Below are 19,144 nucleotides of genomic sequence, written 5' to 3' on the forward strand. Positions count from 1 at the left end.
TTTTTGATTTTAATTATGCTTATTTAACCCCAATTGATAAAAATTGATAAAAAAAATCGGAAAGTATTGCTATACTTGCGCGGAATTTTAGAACGTAACTCCAATAGAGTAAAAAAATGACTGATTTATCAAAGTACAGAAACATTGGTATCTTCGCTCACGTTGACGCGGGTAAGACCACGACAACCGAGCGTATCCTTAAGCTAACCGGTAAAATCCATAAAATCGGTGAAGTTCACGATGGTGAATCTACAACTGACTTCATGGAACAGGAAGCTGAGCGTGGTATTACCATTCAGTCTGCTGCTGTCAGTTGTTTTTGGAACGATCACCGTTTTAACGTTATTGACACCCCTGGTCACGTTGACTTCACTGTTGAAGTTTATCGTTCTCTCAAAGTATTAGACGGTGGTGTAGGTGTATTCTGTGGTAGTGGCGGTGTTGAGCCTCAATCAGAAACAAATTGGCGTTATGCGAACGAATCAGAAGTTGCTCGTATCATCTTCGTCAACAAGTTAGACCGTATGGGTGCTGACTTCCTACGCGTTGTTAAGCAGACTAAAGACGTATTAGCGGCTAATCCAATCGTCATGGTACTTCCAATCGGTATCGAAGACGAATTCACCGGTGTTGTCGATCTATTGACTCGTAAAGCATGGATTTGGGACGAAACGGGACAAGCTGAAAACTACAAAATTGAAGATGTTCCAGCTGACATGGTCGACTTAGTTGAAGAATACCGTGAACTACTCATCGAAACGGCTCTTGAGCAGGACGATGATTTACTTGAAGCTTACATGGAAGGCGAAGAGCCTTCTATCGAAGACATCAAGCGTTGTGTCCGCAAAGGAACACGTGATATGTCATTCTTCCCAACATATTGTGGTAGTGCGTTCAAAAACAAAGGTATGCAACTTCTGCTTGATGCTGTTGTTGATTACCTACCCTCACCAACTGAAGTCGATCCTCAGCCGCTGACTGATGAAGACGGTGCAGAGAATGGCGAATTCGCACTTGTTTCTATTGATGAACCACTTAAAGCACTAGCATTCAAAATCATGGATGACCGTTTCGGTGCACTTACCTTCGTCCGTATTTACTCAGGTAAACTGAACAGGGGAGACACCATCCTTAACTCGTTCACCGGTAAAACTGAACGTGTAGGTCGTATGGTTGAAATGCAAGCCGATGAGCGTAACGAATTAGAATCTGCTCAAGCGGGTGACATCATCGCTATCGTCGGTATGAAGAACGTGCAAACAGGTCACACTCTGTGTGATGTTAAGCATCCTTGTACACTAGAAGCGATGGTATTTCCTGAGCCCGTTATCTCTATCTCTGTTACACCAAAAGATAAAGGCGGATCAGAGAAAATGGGTATCGCTATCGGTAAGATGATCGCTGAAGATCCATCATTCCGCGTAGAAACAGATATTGATTCAGGTGAAACGATTCTTAAAGGTATGGGTGAACTTCACCTAGACATTAAGGTCGATATCCTGAAGCGTACATACGGTGTAGATCTCATTGTAGGTGAGCCTCAAGTTGCTTACCGTGAAACTATCACTAAAGAAATTGAAGATAGCTACACGCATAAGAAACAGTCTGGTGGTTCTGGTCAATTCGGTAAAATTGATTACATCATTCGTCCTGGTGAGCAAAACACAGGTTTCACTTTCAGCTCTAAAGTTGTTGGTGGTAATGTTCCTAAGGAATTCTGGCCTGCCGTTGAGAAAGGTTTCGCCTCTTTGATGGGTACGGGTACGGTTGCTGGTTTCCCTGTATTAGATGTTGAACTCGTTCTTCTTGATGGTGCTTTCCACGCAGTTGATTCGTCAGCTATCGCGTTCGAAATCGCTGCTAAAGGCGCTTTCCGTCAATCTATGCCTAAAGCCGGTGCACAACTTCTTGAACCTATCATGAATGTTGACGTATTTAGCCCAGATGACAACGTGGGTGATGTTATTGGCGATCTTAACCGTCGTCGCGGTATGATCAAAGACCAAATGGCCGGTGTGACTGGTGTTCGTATTAAAGCTGACGTACCGTTATCCGAAATGTTCGGTTACATCGGTTCACTACGTACTATGACATCGGGCCGTGGCCAATTCTCTATGGAATTCGCTCACTACTCACCATGTCCAAACAGTGTTTCTGAAAAAGTGATTGCTGAAGTTAAAGCACGTGAAGCTGCAGCTAAGAAGTAATGCTTAGTTAGCGACTCATCTTTAACAAAAATAAAAACCCCATAAAACACTTTATGGGGTTTTTTCGATCCTGTTAATCCAATAATATAGATTGTTTTTCCTCATCCTCTGTTCATCGCATTAACGAGTAACATTACAGAATGTATGCTTAAATTGATTGTTTTATCTTATATTTTTAAAAATACCCTATAATTATTATTCATTCGAGGACATATGGAGAAATCAAAGGTTTCAGTTTTCTATTTGTACACATATAATGGTTTCAACGGCCACAAATGAACCATTAACACTTATGCTAATCGTTCTGCAAATAAGAGATGCATCATGACTGATGGAAATCAAGCGCTAAAAAAAGCAGGGTTAAAAGTGACCCTTCCCCGAATTAAGATCTTAGAGCTCATGCAAGAGCCGGAAAACCAACACATCAGTGCTGAAGATCTTTATAAAAGATTATTAGATTTAGGTGAAGAAATTGGCCTTGCAACGGTATATCGCGTGTTAAACCAATTTGATGACGCAGGCATTGTGACACGTCATCATTTTGAAAGTGGTAAAGCCGTATTTGAACTTGCCAGCCAGCATCATCATGATCATTTAGTGTGTTTATCTTGTGGTAAAGTCATTGAATTTGCCGATGACATCATCGAACAACGTCAAGATATCATTGCCACTAAATACAATATTAAACTGACTAATCACAGCTTATATTTATACGGTGTTTGTACCGATGATAGCTGCAATCATGACGTAGAATAACAATTAAATAGAAGTGTACAAACCAGCAATACTAGCTGGTTTTTTTATATACCAAATGCATGTTCAAACGACTCACGTTCAAAGTTCTCAACACAATGCGCAATATTAATGATTAAAGAATCTGTGGAATATTTTCACTTTATAGCCTAAATAATTGTCACGTTTTATTTCAAACATTTTAATCTTATTAAGCACCTTTTCATATTCTTTATTACCGAGTAATACCAAGGCTATCATACCAGTAAGATGATACTCCTCACACTCCTCTATGGCTGCAACGGCTGCTTCTGTTGCAAAACCTTGACCCCAATATTCCGGTAAGTACCGAAAGGCTAATTCAACTTCATTATACTCGGCTAGGTATTTAGGGCCACAATAGCCAATAACGCGATCATCTTGCTTATGAACAACAGCCCATCGACCATAATCAAACTCAGCATACATCGGTAAGGCAACATCAATGATGACTCGACGTGCCTCCTCTATCGACTTTATCGGTGAACCCGGTAAATGACTTAAGATTTTAGGCATACTATTGAGTAAAAAAACGGCTTTAGCATCATCAGCGATAAATCGCCGAAGGTATAACCGATCTGTCTCTGCAACGACCATGACTCACTCCAATACTGTTCATTGCTTAATAATAGATGATATCCCTAAATGACGCTAAATCGATACCCAAGCGATCGCGTTATATACCCGTGATACTTCAAGATGCAGGATTCAGCTGGAATTAAAAGCCTTGTAGGCAAGGCTTTAAGCAGATGACCTAGTGATTCTAAGTTAATGCTCTATAACGCAGAATAAAAGGCTTTTAAACCAGCCTATTAGGAGCCATTAAAACCAATCACTTCTATGTTGCATGCTTTTAAAAGGTGCCTACATTCCCGCAATCATGCGCCTTAAATTGATTGGTTTTACTGGCTCTGAAAACATGCATCTTGAAGTATCACGGGTATATGGGTTCAGTTGACATTAAAAATACTCTTAAGCCAATAATGATCCTGAATAAACGATCTGGTCATCTTATCCTGAAGAAAGCATAAATATCATAGCCAGATCAATGAAAATGATGATCTACTGGAGAAAAATATCAGTAAATGCATAAAAGCCATTAACGATCAAAACGTTTAATGTCAGCGAGATCCTGCATTTTGAACCGATTGGGGTATATTTTCAGATTTTTTGAATCTCATCAATAGCACATTGAAAGAAACCGGAATAAAATGTCAACGACCTTGCTATAGTTACAGCAATGGCGTTGAATAGACACTCATACTCTACGATCGAATTAGACGTAATAAAAGGATCCTTTATGACTCCGATGCAGAAAGTATTTTGGTTCATTGCTAGCGTAGGTAATATACTGGCTTTTACCCTCTGGCTTAATGTTGGTGATCTTTCCTCTGTTCTCATTTTGTGTTGTACATTACTTTATACCATCGTCGGCTTTTATGATTTAAAGTTTAGTAAACATAACTTGAATCGTCTCTATCCAAGCGTTGCCTATATTCGTTACTTTTTAGAATCCTTCCGAGTTGAAATACAACAATATTTCATCGCTAATGACGAAGAAGAAAAGCCCTTTAACCGTGAACAACGTTCATTGGTATACCAAAGAGCAAAAAATGTCAGAGATACCATCGCCTTTGGTACCCAGCGAAACTTAATGGAAGAAAATTATTTAAGCGCATGGCATTCCTTAAACCCTAAAACAGTCAAAGCAGAAACTAAACACATCATCTTTGGCGGCGATGATTGCACCCAGCCCTATCGCGCCTCTTATCTGAATATATCCGCTATGAGTTTTGGTGCCCTTAGCCGTAACGCGATTGAAGCGCTTAATTTAGGGGCTAAAAAAGCACACTGCTTCCATAACACTGGAGAAGGAGGCGTCAGTCCTTATCATTTAAAGCACGGAGGCGATCTTGTTTGGCAAGTGGGCTCAGGCTTATTTGGCTGCCGAAACGATGAAGGCCAATTCGATGATGATATGTTTAAAGCCATGGCCAACAAACCCCAAATAAAAATGATTGAAATCAAATTATCTCAAGGGGCGAAACCCGGTCACGGCGGTGTGTTACCTGCGGCTAAAATTACCGATGAAATCGCCTCTATCCGCCATATTACTAAAGGACAAGACTGTGTGTCACCCGCAGTCAACCCTGAATGCACCACCCCGATAGCCTTACTCACATTCGTAAAAAGATTACGTCAACTGAGCGACGGAAAGCCCGTCGGGTTTAAACTCTGTATCGGTAATCCAGCAGAATTTTTGTGCATTTGTAAAGCCATGCTAGAAACTAATATTCTTCCCGATTTTATTACCGTCGACGGTGCTGAAGGTGGCACTGGTGCAGCGCCTTTAGAGTTTAGTAATCATTTAGGCATGACTTGCCTTGAAGGTATTTACTTTGTGCATAATGCTTTAATGGGTGTTGATCTTAGAAATAAAATTCGTATTATTGGCTCAGGAAAAACCGCTTCGAGTTTCGATTTATTGACAAAAATTGCCCTTGGCGCCGATACCGTCAATGTAGCTAGAACCATGATGCTCGCCATAGGATGCGTACAATCTCGTCACTGCAATACCAATCGTTGTCCAACAGGCGTCGCCACACAAGATCCGGTGCGAAGTAAAGCTATCGATGTTAACCTGAAAAGTGAGCGGGTGATGCATTTTCATAAAAACACCTTACACAGTTTCTATGAACTTGTCGGGGCAATGGGACTGAACGATCCTGCCGACTTAATGCCACAAATGATCAAAAAGAGGACACCATCAGGACTGCCCATTTCTCTTGGAAGCTTAGTCACCCACTTAACGTCCAAAGCATTATTTCACAGTACCAGTGATCTAGGTCCTTGGCATCACTGGTGGGGCCAAGCCAAAAGCGATGAATTTGTCTCAGATGATTTATATATTATCACACCATTAGCATATCAAACTCATAGCGTCAGCAATAGAAAATAAGGAAAGGAAAAACAATAAAAATCATTGCCACTCAAGCTGACAATGATTCTACAAGATCCAAGCCAGATAAAGATGCATAGTCAACTGGCTTGGGGATCATTATTCCCTGGTTTTAATCGGTAACTGACTTAAATATTGAATCAGCTTGCTAAGCTGCTCAGGTGTTTGTGATATCGAACTGATTAGGTATTGACCATTCACCAACAATGAAGGCACGCCGCGAATACCTGACAATTGCGCTTGAAGATCGTAATTGGATAATGCGAGGCTCGCATCCACAGACACCAATGTAGCCTTAACCTCATTGACTTCTAATCCTTGTTTAACAAAAAAGTTAACCAGATCCATGTCATTTTTAAAACTGCCTTCTTGCTCATGAATACGCTTAAAAATGGCCCCATGCACTTGACGAGTCACCTTAAACGTCTGCGCAAGATAATAAGCCTTTTGACTTAAAATCCAAGACTCTCTACCTGCGCCGACAGGGGTCCTAACAAATACAATATCCTTACCCAGTAAAGTGGCCGTTTGTTCAAATAATGCATCTTGACGATAACAATGAGGACAATTATAAGAAAAGAATTCACGTACGACAGGCTGTTGAGCCTCAGGGATCCCTGCTATATGCGTATAATCTTGGCCTTCTACATAAGTTACCGCACTTGAATTTGTATTAGCACTAACAAGCAAAGGCATTAAAATTGTCACAAAAAATAACAATAGATATTTGTTTTTTAAAACATTTTTCATAAATGACACCATCGGTAATTAATAATAAATAGCTAGCAATGACTCAACATATCGAGGGGCTCGTTAAACTGATATGCGAAACCTAAATCACGTGTGATTAAGTCCCCATCCACTCTTTTCCCCACCTGCTCAATCTGGTTGAATACAGGTAAAGTGAGCCCTAAATCAATAGAAGCGGCTCGGTAAAATGCTTGCCGACTTGGATGTTCCTGTGCACAAAGATTATAAACACTCTGAACATTATCGGCTAAAATGATACAAGTGACCGCCTTAACAAAATCACCCAAATGCACCAGATTAACGGGCGCAGCCCCTCCCGCAATATCACTTTTTCCTGATAAGAAGCGTCCAGGATGACGATTAGGGCCTACTAAACCGGCAAACCTCAGCACACAGGTTGGCGCCACATCGCTAAACACTTGCTCGGCGGCTAATAAAAATCCCCTCAGCAAGCTGCGGGGTATTAATTGATCACCACACCATCAACTGTTCACTCTTCTCTACCGATTGTTTATGAAACTGTTTATAGTCATCATTACCTTGATTCTTTACATATTTTTTGATCATTTCTTCATCACCGTGCTTTCCTACTGTGCTAACAAAATAACCATCTGACCAAAACGGCCCTCCCCATAATTGCTTTTTCACTTCAGGACATCTCTTGAATATTTCACGAGCTGAAATACTTTTAATTATCTGTACTATCTTTTTGGGGCTATACATTGGCACCGACTGTATAAGAAAATGGACATGATCTTTGTCCGCTACTATCTCAATGAAAATAATTTCATACCGATTTGATATATCAATACAAATATTCTTCAACTCTGTATCTACCTCCTCAGTAAAAACAGCTTTTCTGTATTTTGTCGGACAAACTATATGGTACATAAGAACTGATACATTGTGACTTTTATGAATAAATGTGCTCATCCACTCATTCTAACACTTGAAGATTTTTACGCAGCAAGCTGCGGGGAATCAAACCCAAAGAGATTGACTCGGCGATTAGTTTGGCTTGTGGTGCAATCATCTAAGTCCAAACTGAAGCCTGCTATCCCTTCTTTTACCAACCATTGTGCTTGTTGCTGAGTACGTTTCGATCCTCGAACCATTAAGTTTTCCTTTACTAATGCTTTTGCTAAAGGTAAAACCAACCACACCCCACTATACTGACCGAACTTATCATCGTTTCGTTTTATCCTGTAATGATCAGAAGTTAACATCTCAACTCTGCTCCAGTCTATCAATTTAAGCCTTAATGACTACCTCTTATTGAGAAATAACAACCAACGTTAATATTTTTTAAGCGAGAAAATCAATCATTGCTAACTCAATGTTATTATTGGCACCTCTTATCGTCATAAAAAATGATGCATTCATATGAATCAACGTGAAGAAGTGAATTGACTCAATTTAATCAGAACTAAAAAGGAATCAACATGCTAGCATTCTGCCACCACCTCATACTTTTAATCATATTGACTTCAAGTTTAGCCTACGCCAATCCTAATCGAAACTTACCTTACATTCAGCCAAAAACAAATGTAAACTGGACAGAAATGGAGTATTTATTTACTGACTTAATACTCCAAGGTGAATGGATTTCTGAAATTTCAGCACGTCAAAATATTAGTGATAATATGGCCGAAACAGGTCTCATTTCAGTCGGAGTCAGCTGCTCTTCTAAGGATGGAAAAGTAGATTGTTTCTGTGCTGCAGATTCAGTATTGCAAGCGTACTGAAGCTAGTTGTGATTGTCATTAATTCACACCATTAACATAGACACTCCAGCGAGCGGCCAAACTCGGATTAATACGCTAAGTTCGGATCAGCCCACACCTAAGTCACCACTTGATAACACCATGTAGTGATTAAAGAGTCAATTAAACAGAAAGTAAACACCAGAACATACAATGTAACAATATTATCTTTGCTTTTAGGTTAACCCACTCCTATTTTTTATAAAGTGACAAAATAAAAAAGGAGGAAGTATGTGCCAAACATTTAGTTTAAAGGCATTGTTTTTACTTATCTTTACAGTATTATTGACTCAGGTCGTTAATGCTTTTCCCGAAACTAACATCCCTAAAGACACTCAGGTCACGGTATTCAATAACACGGACCAAAAAATGATAGTGAGTTTCCTTGCCCATGGATGTACTAATCTCACCATTGCTGTAACCCGTAATAAAACCATTAAACACAATAACCCCAATCAATCACCTCATCTGTGGTACCGTCACCCACGTGCAGAAAATCCTTACCGACATTGCCAAGTTAACATTCTACAGCCTAACCAATTAACTTTTTATCGATATAAAGGCGTCGGTTATCTCATTGAAACGGAGCGGTTCGTTGTCTCTTATACATTAAAAGAAAATAACCACGAGAGTATCAGGAATATGATTTACCATAATTACGTCTATTTAGAGAATACTAAAAACAGTCTCCCTATATCGGCAAGAAAAAGCAGTGATACTTATTTATCCATCACTCAAACCAATCCAAGTGATAAACTCACCACAGCGCTTATTCAAATCAGCCCTTAATATTACCCTGAGCTTTTTCCGCTTTCACCATCGTGCTACACTCAGGGCTACTTTTACTTATTTTGATTGATATCACTTTATGAAACAGTTGCTCGATTTTTTACCTTTAGTCATTTTCTTTGCTTTTTATAAAATCTACGATATTTATGTCGCCAGTGGTGCGCTTATTGTCGCCACCGCGCTGCAACTGATCGTCAGTTATATGCTGTACAAAAAACTAGAAAAAATGCATCTCATCACCTTTGCCATGGTGACTGTTTTTGGTTCTTTAACCTTATTTTTCCATGATGATGCCTTTATTAAATGGAAAGTCACCATCGTTTACTCATTGTTTGCCATTGGGTTAATCGTGAGCCAGCTTATTAATAAGCCTGTCCTCAAAAGTATGCTAGGAAAAGAGCTGATTGTTGCCGATAAAATATGGGCACATGTCACTTGGTATTGGGTTTTCTTTTTTGCCGCATGTGGTTTATTAAATATTTATGTCGCCTTTAGTTTACCGCAGGAAACTTGGGTAAACTTTAAAGTCTTCGGTTTAACCGCACTCACCCTTATCAACACCGTAATCACTATCATTTATCTCTATAAAAACATGTCTGAAGAGCAGCGTAAGGAACTGAAATAATGTGGTATATGATCTCATCTCAAGACATTGAAAACAGTTTAGCAAAAAGAAAATCTGTACGGAGCGAACACCTTGCTCGCCTACAGCTGCTCGCCGACGAAGGTAAACTGCTCATCGCAGGTCCCCATCCTGCCATTGATAACGACAACCCCGGTGATGCCGGTTTTACAGGATCCTTAGTCGTGGCCGACTTTGACTCTATCGAGCAGGCACAAGCTTGGGCCGACAACGATCCCTATATCAGTGCAGGTGTTTATCAAAGTGTGATTGTTAAACCGTTTAAACGCGTATTACCCTAAGGAAAAACCATAGTGAAAATAGTTTCATTTAATATCAATGGATTACGCGCAAGACTACATCAGCTTCAAGCATTAATTGACTCTCACCAACCCGATATTATCGGCCTGCAAGAGACTAAGGTTCATGATGAAGCCTTTCCTTTAGCAGATGTAGAAGCCATGGGCTACCATGTTCATTTTCATGGCGGAAAAGCCCATTACGGTGTGGCAATGTTATCTAAGCAAGCCCCTACAAAAATTAAAAAAGGTTTTACAACTGATGGGGAAGATGCTCAGCGCCGTATGATCATGGGCACTTTTATACAAGAAAATGGCCGTCTTCTCACTGTGCTTAATGGCTATTTCCCTCAGGGAGATAACATCAATCATGAGACTAAGTACCCTGCTAAACGTCGATTTTATCAAGATCTGATGCACTATTTGAATGAGTATCATGATCCTGAAGAAGACATTGCGATTATCGGCGATATCAATATTTCACCGATTGATCTCGATATTGGTATTGGGGATGTTAACGCCAAGCGCTGGTTGAAAACCGGAAAATGCAGCTTTCAACCAGAGGAGCGTGAATGGCTAGCAACATTGTTAAACTGGGGATTCATCGATACCTTCCGTCAACTGCACCCTGATCGCACCGAGCGTTATTCTTGGTTTGATTATCGCAGTAAAGGCTTTGTTGATAATCGCGGCTTGCGCATCGATGTGGTGCTCGCAACGTCTTCACTCGCCGAAAGCCTTGTCGAGTCCGATGTTGATTATGAACTTAGGGCCATTGAGAAACCATCAGATCATGCCCCGATTTGGAGCAGCTTTAAATAAACTATTCTCGTTAAAAAAGTGTACTTTAGTTTCACTTATCTAAAGTACATTTTTTACTGACCCGTTAGACACTTTATTCAACAATACTCACTACATTCTTCAAACGCTCACTCTGCTACTTGTGCTTTTGATAACTTATTACTCAAGCTCACAAATTGTCCTGTTAATAAGCTCATCGCTAAGCCCAATGTACCTCCAATCAATAATGGCGGTATAATGGCCACTAAATCGCCCGCTAGCGCAAAACAGACACAACAACCAATAAAAGTGCCTGGAATAAAGGCCAAACGATAATAACTGGCTTGTAAACACATGGCAGCAGTCACGAGTCCAGTCATAATATATCCCACCATGGGCGACACAAAGAAACTACTCGCCGAAATAATCAACCAACCCCATAACACGCCAGATAAATTGGTCGCCCAAGCCATAAACATGCCTTTTATCCCTGACAGATGTTGAGCGAAAAAAGTACTGCACCCCATGAAACCCAGCCAAGTGATCCAATTAAAAACATCTGCAACGCCTGCCCAAACGACAGCAAGTAACCCCGCTGAAACAGCCACAGACCAACGATTTTCCATAAATATCTCCGAACTCATACCACATAGTCGTATTCGGCTTAAACCGCTTACTTTAAAACTGACTCATCAAGTTATTGCGTTACCTTTTAAAGCATCCTCGACTTAAATCGCCGTACGCCCATGTATCAATGCGCTTTTATTATTAATTATTATTAGCATGGAATATAAAGGTGAGCCTCTCACTTAGCCCACCCCCGCGATTCCAATCTGCTACTGCATTAGGTAAACATAATTTACAAGTAGGCTAAATTACCTTTTTTTGAGTAAAAAAACACGAATTAATACATAAAAATGCTATTAACCCCACAATTTCTCAATATTTCGTCACAAAGTCACATTTTCAGTTGTAAAATAACAGAGCAGAACCATGAAATTAGCGTAATACGAATACAAATAGAACAGCGATAATTTATTAATGCAGTATCACCTACTCATATATGGGCATTTAAAAAAATAGAAAAGTGAAAAAGGAAAGGCCATCCAGTTAGGTTCGACGCCAATATCGACATGTATACCCGTAACCATTGAAGATACCGGATCCAGCTGGAATTTAAAGCCTTTTAAGCAAGATCGTTAATTGCTCTTGCATCAATAACATTCCCGTCATCTGATGTTTAAGGTCTTTGTTGCTCCAGACAATAATAAGACATTCCCGATATCCATATAGGTCAGATAACAAATGTCGTGATCACATGGACGTGAGTGAACGAGCACAACTGTCTTCTTGAGCTGATAGCCTAATGATTCTAAGTTGATGCTCAGTAACGAAGCATAAAAGACTTTTCTCTTTTTTCAACGGAGTGCTTTTAGGGGCGTATAAAAACAACCAACTGTTTTAACGCTATTGCAGATCCCAGCGATTAAGATCGTCGCGAGTATCAATATCTAACGCGCCACAATCCAGCGATAACATACTCAATCGTCCTTGGGCTTTATATTGCATTAACACTGGCTTAGCGCCTCTATCACCTTTAATTCTCGAAAACACCGCTAAATCGTCTCCATTAAAAATAGCAGGTACGCCCGGCTCCTCTAAATACTCCGACGCCACTGTTTGTTTATCTTGCTGCCAAAGATAAATAAGCTCTAGATAGTCTGCTGCTGAAATAGCCACTTGATCGGCAAGGGTTAACATCAAACCTGACGCTTGTGAATTAATCGCATGCTGCGCTGCGCACCTCACCGAAGTCGATAAGCCTTGCTCCCAATCGGGATTGACTACCCAATGGGTGCTTTCTGGTAATAAAGGCTGCAACTGCGCCCGATGCCCACCTAAAATCACCACGACTTCGACTTCCATCTCAAGATTAATGTCTGTATTCATACCCGCATTAATAACATCTGCAGCGCGTTTTAACTTAAGGTAAGTATCCAAGAGTATCGCATTCTGGCTGCTTTTCAGTGTGGCAGCTAATTTAGTGCCCTTAAAACGGCGGCTGCCACCCGCAGCTAGCATAGCGATAATGAGTTTTTTATTGCATTGAGACAACTCGACATCCTATTTGGAACGGAATCAGCCCAAAAAGTAAATATGTATGGTAAGTCTCATAGTATAACGGATCACGAAAGTATCCTAGATCTTAGCAATAAGCTGACACATGTTAACCTTCTTAAAATCAGAATATCTTAAATAATACCTTCAACACTGATTAAAGCCATATTATTTAGGATGAAAAACAATGCCCATGCACCACTCGTAACAACATAAAATAACAGACTAAAGTACTAACGATTTCATTGAAAATATGTATATTTATAGAAGCCAAGGTGCCATAGAAGTATCATAACCTGTCACTTCAACATCCCGCATAGAAAGGACAACTCATATGACTTATTTTAACCCACTCGCAACAAATATTAATGCCTACTCGCTCTCTTCAGAGAACAACCAAAATGCCGTTAATTCAACCGACAGAGAAGGATAACATAGCATTAACATCAGTGAGAGCTATTTTCAAAATACAATCAACAGAGCAATAGGAGAAAATGCAGAACAATCAGGCTTAATATTAACGGCAAACGAACCACTTAGCATAGAAAAAGCCCATTTAATCCAACGCACTTTTGATTATATTTGTGATTATATTATGGATTATTTATGCGGAACCGACATTCAAGGCTTTAAAATACAATTTGAAAAGCTCCTCACTCAAAACTTAAACGATGATGAATTTGATTTAGCATTCGAAGAGTTGAAGATGATGGTCAATGAAGAGAATAGATCGAAAGTATTCGCGATCCAATTACAATCCAGTGATATTCAATTGGCCAGCGGCCAAGGCACTGTATCCTATTACATCAATTATATCGACCAAACGGGAGACAGTTGTAATCTCGGATTTGAGCGAGGCCCCTGCAGCAGTATTGTTGACGAAGCTAACGATCAAATAGTCCGTAATCCAATAATGAGCTGGTATGAGGCAATATTAAGCCTAGATAACTAAGATTGAATATCCTTTACTTCAATCAGCCATTTTAAGGTTTAAATTTATCTACAAATGAAGCTGATAACCCTATCAAAATGACACTAATATTTTTAAACACAAACAAAAAGCCGCATGAAACTCAAACTTGAGTTTTGATACGGCTTGACTTAATCTTGCCTACCATGTTTTTAACTCCCGCTAAAAAACCACATAATCAACAACCCCACGCCAAGGCTTTTCGCTTAGACTCAAATTCGCTACGCGAAGAAGGGTATCTAAGTGACCCCAAGGTCAAAACACTTTTTACGCCGAATCAAACCCTAATAGGATTAATGAAGTATCACGTGCTTGTATAAGCATATGGCAAGACGACGCGCCCCGCTAATCAAGGATAAACGTCTATTAAAATCAGCCTGAGGTTTAAACATCAGTGTCTCATGCTTAGCTTCCGTCATTTTTCGGTCACTGGCATTAAAAAAACCAGATCGCACACTGTGACTTCCCACATCAACGCCAATAAAATAACGATCCATCTTGCGCATTCCACTCAGCTCTACATTTTATCAGCAAACAACATGAACCAAAGAATCAATCCAAATACCCACGATTATGATTGCTACATAACACCTAGCCTAAGAGACTATCTCCATATCAGCTACAAATGCAGTTTTCATGTCACTTGGACATATGAAAGAGTAGGCCACGCCCCCCATAATCGTCAAAGCTCATTGTCAGTGAAAAACTCAAAAAATATATTATCTGCTGAAAAATAACACTCAATAGAAATAAATGAGTGACCTTCACTATTCATTGAGCCCAAAATGCAAAAGCCACATCAATCCTCAGTTAACTGAGGATTGATGTGGCTTTATATTGACCCTTGTAGAGAAAAAGACTCCACGACTCCTTGGATAAATAAGGCTTTTAAATTCTCCGCAAAAAATCCTTATGATTTGACATCCGCCCAGTTAATAATCCACACATAAGCACATAAATAAGTCTGAGCCTATATTGCGCGTCGCAAAACAAGCTGCGACATCATCGAACTGGGAACCATAAATCCAATGAGAACTCGGATCGTTTTGCGGATCCATAATAATGGCCGGATCGCGCGTAATTTTACACACGTAAGCCACATCTTTTGTGGATACGATATCAGTCGTTTTTTCCTGCTCCGCACGCGTCCCAACCCAAACCTCACACGCTTTTGGACAGGTCATGGCTTGCCCCTGGTAAAAGTTTGGAAACCAGCCTGCTTTGTAAGCATTCATACTTAAGTCTTGAATAGGATCGGCCTGAGCCGAAAAATTCAAACCAAAAAGTAGACCCATTAAAATTGAACAAAAGAAGGTTTTCATGAGATATATCCTTATTAGCAATACTCCGATATTGAACGCTATAAGGTTAGTTGATAATGGCCACTTCGTCACAGACAGAAACGCAACACCCATTTTCAATATTATTGAATATAAAGGTGATCAGGTTTTTTAGTTGCTTAATTTTTTTTATTTATAGCAAAATGATATGAAAATATCCTTATCGAGAGTAACACATAAGCGTTACTCTTAACGACTATCATTAATCATAAATAGTGGGGATGGGTTCACGTTTATGTTGCGTGGCTTTATAGATGGAAATTAACTTATCACTCACAAAACTCGACACCTCTTTGCCTTCGAGAAAATCATCAATTTGATCATAAGTCAGCCCTAGCGACACCTCATCTTCTAATTGAGGTTGGCTGCATTCCAAATCGGCCGTAGGGGCTTTAACCACCAACGTTTCTGGGGCATCTAAAAAGCGTGCCACTTGTCTCACTTGGCGTTTATTAAATCCAAATAGAGGCGCAAGATCGCACGCACCATCTCCCCATTTAGTATAAAACCCAGTAATATTTTCAGCGCTATGATCTGTCCCTACCACTAAGGCCCCCATTAAACCTGCAATTTCATATTGTGCGATCATACGCATCCGCGCTTTTACATTACCCTTAACAAAATCCGTATTGTTATTTTCATTCACTAACCCTGCATCTGTTACCCCAGTCAAAACAGCATGATGCAATTCATCCACCCCTTGACCGATATTCACCGTCACTTGTTTTGATGGCGCTATAAATTGGCAAGCTGACTGCGCTTCATGTTCATCTTTTTGAACCTTATAAGGTAAACGCACTGCAATAAATTGATATTCATCTTTACTCATCCCAGCTTCAGCCTGTACTGAATTATCCACTTCTGCACGATTAGTTTCTTCGTTAAGCTCATTAACGGCCAGCTGGCATAAACGCCCTGCAACCGATGAATCAACCCCCCCGCTGATCCCAAGCACCAAAGCATTAAAGCTAGACTGCTTAAGCTTGGCCTTAATAAACGCGACTCGTCTTTGCACTTCAAAAGCGGGATCAATAACCTTTAACACTTTCATTTCTCTTATAATCTGACCTTTCACGGGGGCTCCTATTGATAGTAAAAGTCTTTTATGCCAACGAATTTAGCACTAATTAACGATAGACCATAGAGATTATACCCATGCAATCTAAAGATACCAATCAGGGAACACTTTAGAACGAATATAAGCACCTGCAATTATTTACTAGTCTGAGTATCTGGCAATCGCTATGATGGGATCATCCATTTTATCTCTCTGTGTGCGACTTTTTACTAAACAAAGAGAAAATAACAACAAGTAGCAACATGCAAAAAGAATGTATTCACTATTGGCATAATCCAAGCATTGCAGGAATGGAGATCAGTCGTGCACGATTGCAACACTTTACCTTTCCAAAACATGTCCATTTAGATTATCACATCGGCTTAATTACCGAAGGTAGTCAGCGTTATACCCATAAAGGCCAAGGTTATCATGTGAATAACACGGTGCTTTCCACCCTAAACCCTGATGAAGTCCATGATGAAGTCCATGATGAAGTCCATGATGAAGTCCATGATGAAGTCCATGATGAAGTCCATGATGGCGAAAGTTATCAAAATGAGGGCTACACGGCTAATGTATTATCATTGCCGATTCATTATATCAATCATATTGCACAAGAATTACATCACTCGGACTGTTTCTTTTCTCATGCGATTTTACCCGATCCTGCGTTTTGCCACGCTTTTTTAAATTTACACTCACTTCTCACCCAACAAGAAGAGCAGCATCACGACAATCGGCTGCTAAAAGAAACTGCAACCATGGCGTTTACTACCGAATTACTGCTGCGTCATAGCCAAAAAGTTCAAAGTACACACCTTCATCAATTTAGCTTAAGCAACAAACAACTGATAGCAGTTAAATCATTGTTTAATAAAAACTTAACTCATTATTTTAAATTAGAGGATCTCGCCAACCAGCTCGATTTAAGTCAATTTCAATTTCTTCGGCAATTTAAACAAGCAACAGGCATGACACCTCACGCCTATTTAAAGCGACTCAGACTAGAACATGCAAAGAAAGCCTTACTTAAGGGGGGAACATCAACAAATATTGCTCACGATATGGGATTTTTTGATCAAAGTCATTTCAACAAAGCCTTTAAAGAAGCCTATTTAATCACACCAAGTCACTTTCAACGTCGATTGATAGGTTCTTAATTGACAAGCACTGATTAATAGGTTCTTTAATCAATAAGCTGTCATTGCAATTTATTACAATCCATCAATACTCAAATTAACGATAATTGATTTATATTCCTCTTTATACTTTGTGAACATAACAATATGGATTTCGAATTATTGACAACGCTGGCCATCATTCATAGTTTAGCCCTGATGAGTCCTGGCCCTGATTTTGCCTTAACAGTCAAAGTAGCCACACAACAAAACCGTCAAGTGGCTCTTGCTGCTGCACTAGGTATTTCTGTAGGCATTCTGATTCTCACAAGCTTAAGCTTAACGGGGGTCAGTTTACTCATCCACAGCTCCACAATCCTTTTCACTTTAGTGCAATTGATGGGTGCTTCTTACCTTGCTTGGATAGGCGTTCATGCCCTTAAAGCCGCCTTTTCTAGCCTATCCTTGAACAATTCGTCTAAGAAAAAGGCCATATCAATAATAGTGCTCAGCCCACTTCAAGCCTTTAGGCAAGGCTTATTGACCAATTTACTCAATCCAAAGGCACTGATTTTTTTCATTACCCTCTTTTCGACCTTAATAACCCCTGAAGTCGACCTTAAGACTCAGCTTGCCAGTGTGATATTATTATTCTCACTGTCACTTTTATGGTTTAGCTTACTTAGCCTCTTTTTATCTAAAGCACATATACAATTGAGACTCAAACACATGACGCCCATGATTAACCTTGTCACAGGTATTATTTTCTTAAGCATTGCCTTGGGGATCATCGTTGAAGTACTTATCCCCTTTATGACATAGCACAGTTTGAAAAGTCAATGGCATTGAATAACGTAAGCTATGGAAAGATGATGTTTTATTCAATATTTCTACATATTGAAACAGACCAACTAATCGATTTGAGCCAATGCTTGATTCACATTCTCAAAAATATCCATGTCTTCTTTTTCCCACTCCACATGAGTATCTGACTTCTTCCATCCCCAACCCGATTGATTATATTCAGAATCAATGACTACAAGCCGTCCAGGAAAAGAAGCACTTTTTTTATGGACTTGAACTAATATTTTTTTTAATTGTTCATATTTATAACTAAGGCGTTTCTTAGCAAGGTTGATATCAGAATAGCTCCCCACCCCCCACGATTCTTGTAATAATAATGTGGTATTATTCCAATTGATAAAATAATGCATCGCCCAATTATTGATACCATAGCCCGCCTGACCCATTAATAAAAAGTCTTGTTGATCCGACAACATATCTTCAAGATAATAAATCACATCATAAGCAGAAACGGATAATGACCGATTACAAAATAACAGTTCGTCTTGAGTTGACAGTGTCGCTAAGTACCTGAGTATAAAATTACCAACAATTAGGTTAATATTTAATCTTTGATATTTTTTACATTACCAATGATATAGAACTTGTATCAATATCGAAATTTTTGTATAACTATCATTAGCATATGAATTATCACTTTTTATAAATGAAACAAGTTAGAGCCCTGTTACCTCATGAGTTCACCACGCTAGAAGAAGCGTTCAAGAATCATCCTAAACATCGCTGTAGAGTTC

22 protein-coding genes are annotated in these 19,144 nt (G+C 39.6%); 11 read left to right on the forward strand and 11 right to left on the reverse strand.

Annotated elements, in window-relative coordinates; translation table 11 throughout:
* Positions 1 to 116: 116 nt before the first annotated feature.
* The gene (fusA, locus tag L2764_RS12510) at positions 117 to 2,207 is read left to right on the forward strand and encodes an elongation factor G (protein WP_248940591.1); all 2,091 of its coding nucleotides are present in this window, start codon (positions 117 to 119) and stop codon (positions 2,205 to 2,207) included.
* A 324-nt stretch (positions 2,208 to 2,531) separates the two neighbouring features.
* Positions 2,532 to 2,963, forward strand: coding sequence for a ferric iron uptake transcriptional regulator (fur, locus tag L2764_RS12515; protein WP_248940592.1), 432 nt, complete (start codon positions 2,532 to 2,534; stop codon positions 2,961 to 2,963).
* Positions 2,964 to 3,068: 105 nt separating this feature from the next.
* On the opposite strand, the gene L2764_RS12520 is transcribed toward fur, so the two are convergent.
* Entirely contained in the window at positions 3,069 to 3,575 is a 507-nt protein-coding gene (locus L2764_RS12520) for a GNAT family N-acetyltransferase (RefSeq protein WP_248940593.1), read from the reverse strand.
* A gap of 703 nt (positions 3,576 to 4,278) precedes the next feature.
* On the opposite strand from L2764_RS12520, the gene L2764_RS12525 reads away from it, so the two are divergent.
* Entirely contained in the window at positions 4,279 to 5,937 is a 1,659-nt protein-coding gene (locus L2764_RS12525) for an FMN-binding glutamate synthase family protein (protein ID WP_248940594.1), read from the forward strand.
* Positions 5,938 to 6,036: 99 nt separating this feature from the next.
* On the opposite strand, the gene L2764_RS12530 is transcribed toward L2764_RS12525, so the two are convergent.
* The 4 genes from L2764_RS12530 to L2764_RS12545 are packed head-to-tail and all read right to left on the reverse strand — an operon-like array spanning position 6,037 to position 7,913.
* The gene (locus tag L2764_RS12530; RefSeq protein WP_376708412.1) at positions 6,037 to 6,687 is read right to left on the reverse strand and encodes a thiol:disulfide interchange protein DsbA/DsbL; all 651 of its coding nucleotides are present in this window, start codon (positions 6,685 to 6,687) and stop codon (positions 6,037 to 6,039) included.
* A 32-nt stretch (positions 6,688 to 6,719) separates the two neighbouring features.
* Positions 6,720 to 7,139, reverse strand: a complete 420-nt coding sequence (locus tag L2764_RS12535; protein ID WP_248940595.1) for a Rossmann-fold NAD(P)-binding domain-containing protein — start codon at positions 7,137 to 7,139, stop codon at positions 6,720 to 6,722.
* A 19-nt stretch (positions 7,140 to 7,158) separates the two neighbouring features.
* Positions 7,159 to 7,620 (reverse strand): IS200/IS605 family transposase, encoded by a 462-nt coding sequence (tnpA, locus tag L2764_RS12540; RefSeq protein WP_248940596.1) that lies wholly within the window; start codon positions 7,618 to 7,620, stop codon positions 7,159 to 7,161.
* A 26-nt stretch (positions 7,621 to 7,646) separates the two neighbouring features.
* A complete protein-coding gene (locus tag L2764_RS12545; RefSeq protein WP_248940597.1) occupies positions 7,647 to 7,913 on the reverse strand; it encodes a hypothetical protein in 267 nt (88 codons plus the stop codon).
* Positions 7,914 to 8,129: 216 nt separating this feature from the next.
* Here L2764_RS12545 and L2764_RS12550 point away from each other — a divergent pair, with 216 nt between their 5' ends.
* The 5 genes from L2764_RS12550 (at position 8,130) to xthA (ending at position 10,982) form a co-directional block, all read left to right on the forward strand.
* Positions 8,130 to 8,432, forward strand: coding sequence for a hypothetical protein (locus tag L2764_RS12550; protein ID WP_248940598.1), 303 nt, complete (start codon positions 8,130 to 8,132; stop codon positions 8,430 to 8,432).
* 249 nt (positions 8,433 to 8,681) lie between these two features.
* Entirely contained in the window at positions 8,682 to 9,239 is a 558-nt protein-coding gene (locus L2764_RS12555; RefSeq protein ID WP_248940599.1) for a hypothetical protein, read from the forward strand.
* Between the two features lie 79 nt (positions 9,240 to 9,318).
* A complete protein-coding gene (locus tag L2764_RS12560) occupies positions 9,319 to 9,864 on the forward strand; it encodes a septation protein A (protein ID WP_248940600.1) in 546 nt (181 codons plus the stop codon).
* Positions 9,864 to 10,163 carry a YciI family protein gene (locus tag L2764_RS12565; RefSeq protein ID WP_248940601.1) on the forward strand — a complete coding sequence of 100 codons (300 nt, stop codon included), beginning with the start codon at positions 9,864 to 9,866 and terminating at the stop codon, positions 10,161 to 10,163. The genes L2764_RS12560 and L2764_RS12565 overlap by 1 nt, the downstream gene beginning before the upstream one ends.
* A 12-nt stretch (positions 10,164 to 10,175) precedes the next feature.
* Complete coding sequence (gene xthA, locus L2764_RS12570; protein WP_248940602.1) at positions 10,176 to 10,982, forward strand: exodeoxyribonuclease III; 807 nt, start codon at positions 10,176 to 10,178, stop codon at positions 10,980 to 10,982.
* 107 nt (positions 10,983 to 11,089) lie between these two features.
* Here the strand turns inward: xthA and L2764_RS12575 are convergent, their stop codons facing one another.
* Positions 11,090 to 11,566 carry a DUF1097 domain-containing protein gene (locus L2764_RS12575; protein ID WP_248940603.1) on the reverse strand — a complete coding sequence of 159 codons (477 nt, stop codon included), beginning with the start codon at positions 11,564 to 11,566 and terminating at the stop codon, positions 11,090 to 11,092.
* Positions 11,567 to 12,407: 841 nt separating this feature from the next.
* The gene (locus L2764_RS12580) at positions 12,408 to 13,055 is read right to left on the reverse strand and encodes a nucleotidyltransferase family protein (protein ID WP_248940604.1); all 648 of its coding nucleotides are present in this window, start codon (positions 13,053 to 13,055) and stop codon (positions 12,408 to 12,410) included.
* A 598-nt stretch (positions 13,056 to 13,653) separates the two neighbouring features.
* Here L2764_RS12580 and L2764_RS12585 point away from each other — a divergent pair.
* A complete protein-coding gene (locus L2764_RS12585) occupies positions 13,654 to 14,010 on the forward strand; it encodes a hypothetical protein (protein WP_248940605.1) in 357 nt (118 codons plus the stop codon).
* A 311-nt stretch (positions 14,011 to 14,321) separates the two neighbouring features.
* Here L2764_RS12585 and L2764_RS12590 read toward each other — a convergent pair whose 3' ends face one another.
* The 3 genes from L2764_RS12590 to nadE all read right to left on the reverse strand — a co-directional run bounded on the left by L2764_RS12590 (position 14,322) and on the right by nadE (position 16,443).
* On the reverse strand, positions 14,322 to 14,534 hold the full coding sequence (locus L2764_RS12590; RefSeq protein WP_248940606.1) for a hypothetical protein: 213 nt from the start codon (positions 14,532 to 14,534) through the stop codon (positions 14,322 to 14,324).
* A 426-nt stretch (positions 14,535 to 14,960) separates the two neighbouring features.
* Positions 14,961 to 15,350 carry a hypothetical protein gene (locus L2764_RS12595; protein WP_248940607.1) on the reverse strand — a complete coding sequence of 130 codons (390 nt, stop codon included), beginning with the start codon at positions 15,348 to 15,350 and terminating at the stop codon, positions 14,961 to 14,963.
* Between the two features lie 220 nt (positions 15,351 to 15,570).
* Positions 15,571 to 16,443, reverse strand: coding sequence for an NAD(+) synthase (gene nadE / locus L2764_RS12600; protein WP_248940608.1), 873 nt, complete (start codon positions 16,441 to 16,443; stop codon positions 15,571 to 15,573).
* 245 nt (positions 16,444 to 16,688) lie between these two features.
* Between nadE and L2764_RS12605 the strand changes: the two genes are divergently transcribed.
* Both L2764_RS12605 and L2764_RS12610 read left to right on the forward strand, forming a co-directional pair.
* Positions 16,689 to 17,588 carry a helix-turn-helix transcriptional regulator gene (locus tag L2764_RS12605; RefSeq protein WP_248940609.1) on the forward strand — a complete coding sequence of 300 codons (900 nt, stop codon included), beginning with the start codon at positions 16,689 to 16,691 and terminating at the stop codon, positions 17,586 to 17,588.
* A 126-nt stretch (positions 17,589 to 17,714) separates the two neighbouring features.
* Positions 17,715 to 18,368 carry a LysE family translocator gene (locus L2764_RS12610; protein ID WP_248940610.1) on the forward strand — a complete coding sequence of 218 codons (654 nt, stop codon included), beginning with the start codon at positions 17,715 to 17,717 and terminating at the stop codon, positions 18,366 to 18,368.
* An 89-nt stretch (positions 18,369 to 18,457) separates the two neighbouring features.
* On the opposite strand, the gene L2764_RS12615 is transcribed toward L2764_RS12610, so the two are convergent.
* Positions 18,458 to 18,826: a hypothetical protein gene (locus tag L2764_RS12615; protein WP_248940611.1), complete on the reverse strand. Its 369-nt coding sequence runs from the start codon at positions 18,824 to 18,826 to the stop codon at positions 18,458 to 18,460.
* Between the last annotated feature and the right edge of the window lie 318 nt (positions 18,827 to 19,144).

Origin of the sequence: Shewanella surugensis, from assembly GCF_023284005.1 — a bacterium.
In the GTDB taxonomy this organism is placed as follows: domain Bacteria; phylum Pseudomonadota; class Gammaproteobacteria; order Enterobacterales; family Shewanellaceae; genus Shewanella; species Shewanella surugensis.